General features: G+C 70.5%; 4 protein-coding genes. 3 read left to right on the top strand and 1 reads right to left on the bottom strand.

What is annotated here, in order from left to right; all coding sequences use genetic code 11:
- Positions 1-8: 8 nt before the first annotated feature.
- The gene (locus tag ACUY4T_RS14365; RefSeq protein WP_446019648.1) at positions 9-1,883 is read right to left on the bottom strand and encodes a phosphoenolpyruvate carboxykinase (GTP); all 1,875 of its coding nucleotides are present in this window, start codon (positions 1,881-1,883) and stop codon (positions 9-11) included.
- 128 nt (positions 1,884-2,011) lie between these two features.
- On the opposite strand from ACUY4T_RS14365, the gene ACUY4T_RS14360 reads away from it, so the two are divergent.
- The 3 genes from ACUY4T_RS14360 to ACUY4T_RS14350 all read left to right on the top strand — a co-directional run bounded on the left by ACUY4T_RS14360 (position 2,012) and on the right by ACUY4T_RS14350 (position 4,941).
- Positions 2,012-3,454 carry a helix-turn-helix domain-containing protein gene (locus tag ACUY4T_RS14360; RefSeq protein ID WP_446019647.1) on the top strand — a complete coding sequence of 481 codons (1,443 nt, stop codon included), beginning with the start codon at positions 2,012-2,014 and terminating at the stop codon, positions 3,452-3,454.
- A 162-nt stretch (positions 3,455-3,616) separates the two neighbouring features.
- Positions 3,617-3,958, top strand: a complete 342-nt coding sequence (locus ACUY4T_RS14355) for a PadR family transcriptional regulator (RefSeq protein ID WP_446019646.1) — start codon at positions 3,617-3,619, stop codon at positions 3,956-3,958.
- On the top strand, positions 3,955-4,941 hold the full coding sequence (locus tag ACUY4T_RS14350; protein ID WP_446019645.1) for a permease prefix domain 1-containing protein: 987 nt from the start codon (positions 3,955-3,957) through the stop codon (positions 4,939-4,941). The genes ACUY4T_RS14355 and ACUY4T_RS14350 overlap by 4 nt, the downstream gene beginning before the upstream one ends.
- Positions 4,942-4,954 lie beyond the last annotated feature (13 nt).

Raw genomic sequence — 4,954 nt, 5'->3', positions numbered from 1 at the left:
GACGGCGGTCAGTCCCGTCCGGCCTGCTGCTGCAGGTGGTACCGCAGGCTGGACAGCTCCGCGCGGAGCGCGGCCGGAACCCGGTCGCCGAACTGCGCGAAGTACTCCTCGGTGAGGTCGCACTCGGCGAGCCACGTCGTCGGGTCGACCTCGAAGAGGTGGTCGACGGTGTCCTGCGAGAGCTCAAGCCCGTCCAGGTCGAGGGAACCCTCGGCCGGGAGGAGGCCGATCGGCGTCTCGGTGGCCTCGACGGTGCCCTCGACGCGGCCGACGATCCACTCGAGCACGCGCGAGTTCTCGCCGAAGCCCGGCCAGAGGAACTTCCCGTCGTGACCCTTGCGGAACCAGTTGACCTGGAAGATCTTCGGCGCGTTCACGTCGAGGATCCGGCCCATCTTGACCCAGTGGCCCCAGTAGTCGGCCATGTTGTAGCCGCAGAACGGGAGCATGGCGAAGGGGTCGCGGCGGAGTTCGCCGACCGTGCCCTCCGCGGCCGCGGTCTGCTCGGAGGAGATGGTCGCGCCCATGAACACGCCGTGCTTCCAGCTGCGGGCCTCGGCGACGAGCGGCACGTTGGTGGCGCGACGGCCGCCGAACAGGATCGCGTCGATGGGCACGCCGTCGTGGGCGTCCCAGTCGTCGGAGATCTGCGGGCACTGCGCCGCGGCCACGGTGAACCGCGAGTTCGGGTGCGCGGCCGGACGACCGGATCCGGGCGTCCACGGCTCGCCCTGCCAGTCGGTGAGCTCGGCGGGCGGCTCGTCCGTCAGGCCCTCCCACCAGACGTCGCCGTCGGGCCGCAGCGCGACGTTCGTGAAGATGGTGTTGCCCCACAGCGTCTGCACCGCGGTCGGGTTGGTCGACTCGCCGGTGCCCGGCGCGACGCCGAAGAACCCGGCCTCCGGGTTGATCGCGTAGAGGCGCCCGTCGTCGCCGGGACGCATCCAGGCGATGTCGTCGCCGATGGTCTCGACCTTCCAGCCGGGGATCGTCGGCTGCAGCATCGCGAGGTTGGTCTTGCCGCACGCCGACGGGAACGCGGCGGCGACGTGGTACGCCTTGCCCTCGGGCGAGGTGATCTTGATGAGCAGCATGTGCTCGGCGAGCCATCCCTCGTCGCGCGCCATGACCGAGGCGATGCGGAGCGCGAACGCCTTCTTCGCGAGCAGCGCGTTGCCGCCGTAGCCCGAGCCGTACGACCAGATCTCGCGGGAGTCGGGGAACTGCACGATGTACTTGGTGTCGTTGCACGGCCACTCGACGTCGTCGCGGCGGTGGCCCACCCCGTCGACGAGCGGGTACCCGAGCGAGTGGATGGTGCGCACCCACGGCTCGCCGGCCTCGATGAGGCGGTACACCTGCTCGCCCATGCGCGTCATGATCCCCATCGAGAGCACGACGTAGGGCGAGTCGGTGATCTCGACGCCGAGCTGGCTGATGTCGCCGCCGAGCGGACCCATCGAGAACGGGACGACGTACATCGTGCGCCCCTTCATGGAGCCGTCGAAGACCTCGGTGAGCTCCTCGCGCATCGCGTGCGGGTCGCGCCAGTTGTTGGTCGGGCCCGCGTCCTCCTCGTAGGTGGAGCAGATGAACGTCCGGTCCTCGACGCGCGCGACATCCGAGGGGTCGGTGCGCGCCAGGTAGCTGTTCGGGCGCCACTCGGGGTTCAGCTTGATGAGCTTGCCCTCGGCGACGAGCTGGCGAGTGAGTTCATCGGCCTCCCGCTTCGATCCATCGCACCAGACGATCTCGTCCGGCTTGGTCAGGGCGGCGATCTCGGCGACCCACGCCGTGAGCGCGGGATCGGTCGTGCCGCGCCGGTGCGCCTGGTCGCCGTCGGCGGCGGCGGAGCCGTTCACGGTGAAGTCGGAGATGGTCATCGTCGTCCCTTCGTGGAAGTACGGGAAGCACCGGGATCGGTGATGTGCTTCAAGTCTGCGTGCAGAAGCGGCATCCGTTCGGCCAGTTGGCGCGTTAAGAATCATCGATCTTTCGATATTCTGAAGCCATGAAGCTCGGCAGCCCGGATCTCGCGACGCTCGGCCACCGCATCCGCCACTATCGCGGCGAGCGCGGCCTCACCCTCGACCAGCTCGGCGCGGCGGTGGGGCTCGCCGGCAGCCAGTTGTCGCTCATCGAGAACGGCAAGCGCGAGCCCAAGCTCTCGACGCTCGACGCGCTCGCCACGACCCTGCAGGTCGACCTCGCCGACCTGCTCTCGCGCGAGGCCCCGAGCCGTCGGGCCGAGCTCGAGCTCGAGCTGGGGCGGGCCCAGGCCAGCCCGCTCTACGCGGCACTGGGACTTCCGCACGTGAAGCCCACCCGCGGCATGTCCGACGAGGCGCTCGAGGCGATCGTCGGACTGCACCACGAACTCGAGCGCCGTGCGACCGAGGCGATCGCCACTCCCGAGGAGGCGCGACGCGCCAACACCGACCTGCGCGAGCGCATGCGCGAGCGCGCCAACCACCTGCCGGACATCGAGCGGCTCGCCGAGGAGCGGGTGCACGCGTCGGGCCACCGCTCGGGCGCGCTCACGCACCGCGAGGTGAGCGTGATGGCCGAGCAGCTCGGATTCCAGCTCATCTACGTCGACGACCTCCCCGACTCGACCCGTTCGATCACCGACCTCGCGAACGGCCGCATCTACCTGCCGCCGGCATCGATCCCGGGCGGGCACGGCCTGCGTTCGATGGCGCTGCAGGCGATGGCGCATCGCCTGCTCGGGCACGAGCCGCCGGCGAGCTACGACGAGTTCCTCTGGCAGCGGCTCGAGATCAACTACTTCGCCGCGGCCTGCCTGATGCCGCAGGACGCTTCGGTCGCGTTCCTCCAGGAGGCCAAGAAGGAGAAGCGGCTGGCCATCGAGGACTTCCGCGATGCGTTCGGCGTGACCCACGAGGCAGCCGCACTGCGGTTCACGAACCTGGCCACCAGCCACCTCGACATGACGGTGCACTTCCTGCGGGTCGCCGGCGACGGCGCGCTGCTGAAGGGGTACGAGAACGACGGGCTCCCCCTGCCGAAGGACGTCACGGGCTCGATCGAGGGCCAGTGGGTCTGCAAGAAGTGGAGCGCGCGGACCGCGTTCGAGCACACGAACCGCACCACGGAGAACTACCAGTACACCGACACCCCGGCGGGCACGTTCTGGGACGCCACCCAGACCGGCCGGACGGATGCCGCGGCGTTCTCGATCTCCGTCGGCGTCCCGTTCAACCAGGCGAAGTGGTTCCGCGGGCGCGAGACCACGGTGCGCGCGACCTCGACCTGCCCCGACGAGTCCTGCTGCCGTCGGGCGCCGGACGGACTGGCCGAGCGCTGGTCCGGGCAGGCGTGGCCGAGCGCGCGGTTGCACGCGCACGTGCTCTCGCCCCTGCCGTCGGGCACCTTCCCGGGCGTCGACGACGCCGAGGTCTACGCCTTCCTCGAGTCCCACGCCAACGAGTAGCCCCGACCGTTCTCAGGCGTTATCCGGCGGGTCGCGCTCCAGCGCGGCGTGTCGTCCTGAGAAGCGCATGGAATCGCGCGCGCGTTCCTGAGAAGGGCAAGGGGGTGCCATCCGTCGTCGTGGGTCTTGCATTACCGTGCGACGCACAGTACAGTGCGAGGCATGAGCACGGATGACACGACCGCCGGCCACCTGCAGGAACTGCGGCGCGGCACGGTCGTGCTCGGCTGCCTGGTGCGGCTGCGCGAGCCCGACTACGGGTACGCCCTGCTCGAGTCGCTGAACGGGCTGGGCATCACCGTCGACGCGAACACCCTGTACCCGCTGCTGCGACGGCTCGAGAAGCAGGGCCTCCTCACGAGCGAGTGGAACACCGACGAGGCGCGCCCCCGCAAGTTCTACCGCACGAGTCCCGCCGGCGACGAGCTCGCGGGCACCCTCGCCGCCGACTGGCGGAACATCGATCGAGCCCTCACCCGGCTCACCTCGGGAGACGAATCATGAGCACCCCGACCGCCACCCTGACCGACCGCTACGTGCACGCGGCCGTGCGCACGGTGCCCGAGCGGCAGCGCGCCGACCTCGACCGGGAGCTGCGCGAGCGCATCGGCGACGAGGTCGACGCGCGCGTCGCCTCCGGCACCGCGAGGGATCGCGCCGACGCCGAGGTGGGCGCGCTCACCGCGCTCGGCGATCCCGAGCGGCTCGCCGCCGGGTACCTCGACCGGCCGCTCCAGCTGATCGGCCCGCGGTACTACCTCGACTGGCTGCGCCTGCTGAAGCTGCTCGTCGCGATCATCGTGCCGATCGCGATGGGCGCGCTGCTGTTCGCGCGACTCATCGGCGGGGCCTCCGTCGGCGAGGCCGTGACCGACGCCCTCGCCACCGGCGTCTCGATCGTCGTGAACCTCGCCTTCTGGGTAACGCTCGTCTTCGCGATCATCGAGCGTGCGCCGTCGCGCGGCCCGAAGGCCGACACCTGGTCTCCGGCGCAGCTGCCCGACCTGCCGCGAGCGCGCCAGGTGTCCCGTGCCGACCTGATCGCCTCGGTCGTCTTCCTCGTGCTCGCGATGGTGCTGCTCGTGTGGCAGCAGTTCAGCGTCCCGTTCCCGGGCGGCCAGGCCACGCCGGTCCTGAACCCCGACCTCTGGTCGTTCTGGCTGCCGTACCTCATCGCGATCCTCGCGCTCGAGGTGGGGTTCTGGATCCTGCTGTACCGGAACGGGCACTGGAACGCCGGGTTCGCCGCGATCAACGTCGCGCTGAACGCCGCGTTCGCGATCCCGGTCGTCTGGCTCGCCTCGACGGGCCGGCTGTTCGACCCGGCGCTCTTCGACGAGCTCGGCTGGCCCGAAGGCATCCTCCCCGGCGGGGTGCTCACCACCATCGTGGTGTCGGCGACGGTCGTCATCGCCGTGTGGGACTCCATCGACGGCGGGATCAAGGCCTGGCGGGCCCGGCACGACGGGCTGGTCGCGGCGGGCTGAGCCGGTCGACCCG

The sequence above is a fragment of the Agromyces arachidis genome (assembly GCF_052805135.1).
Note: the sequence above shows the minus strand (reverse complement) of the source record. Positions and strands in the feature narration are given on the sequence as shown.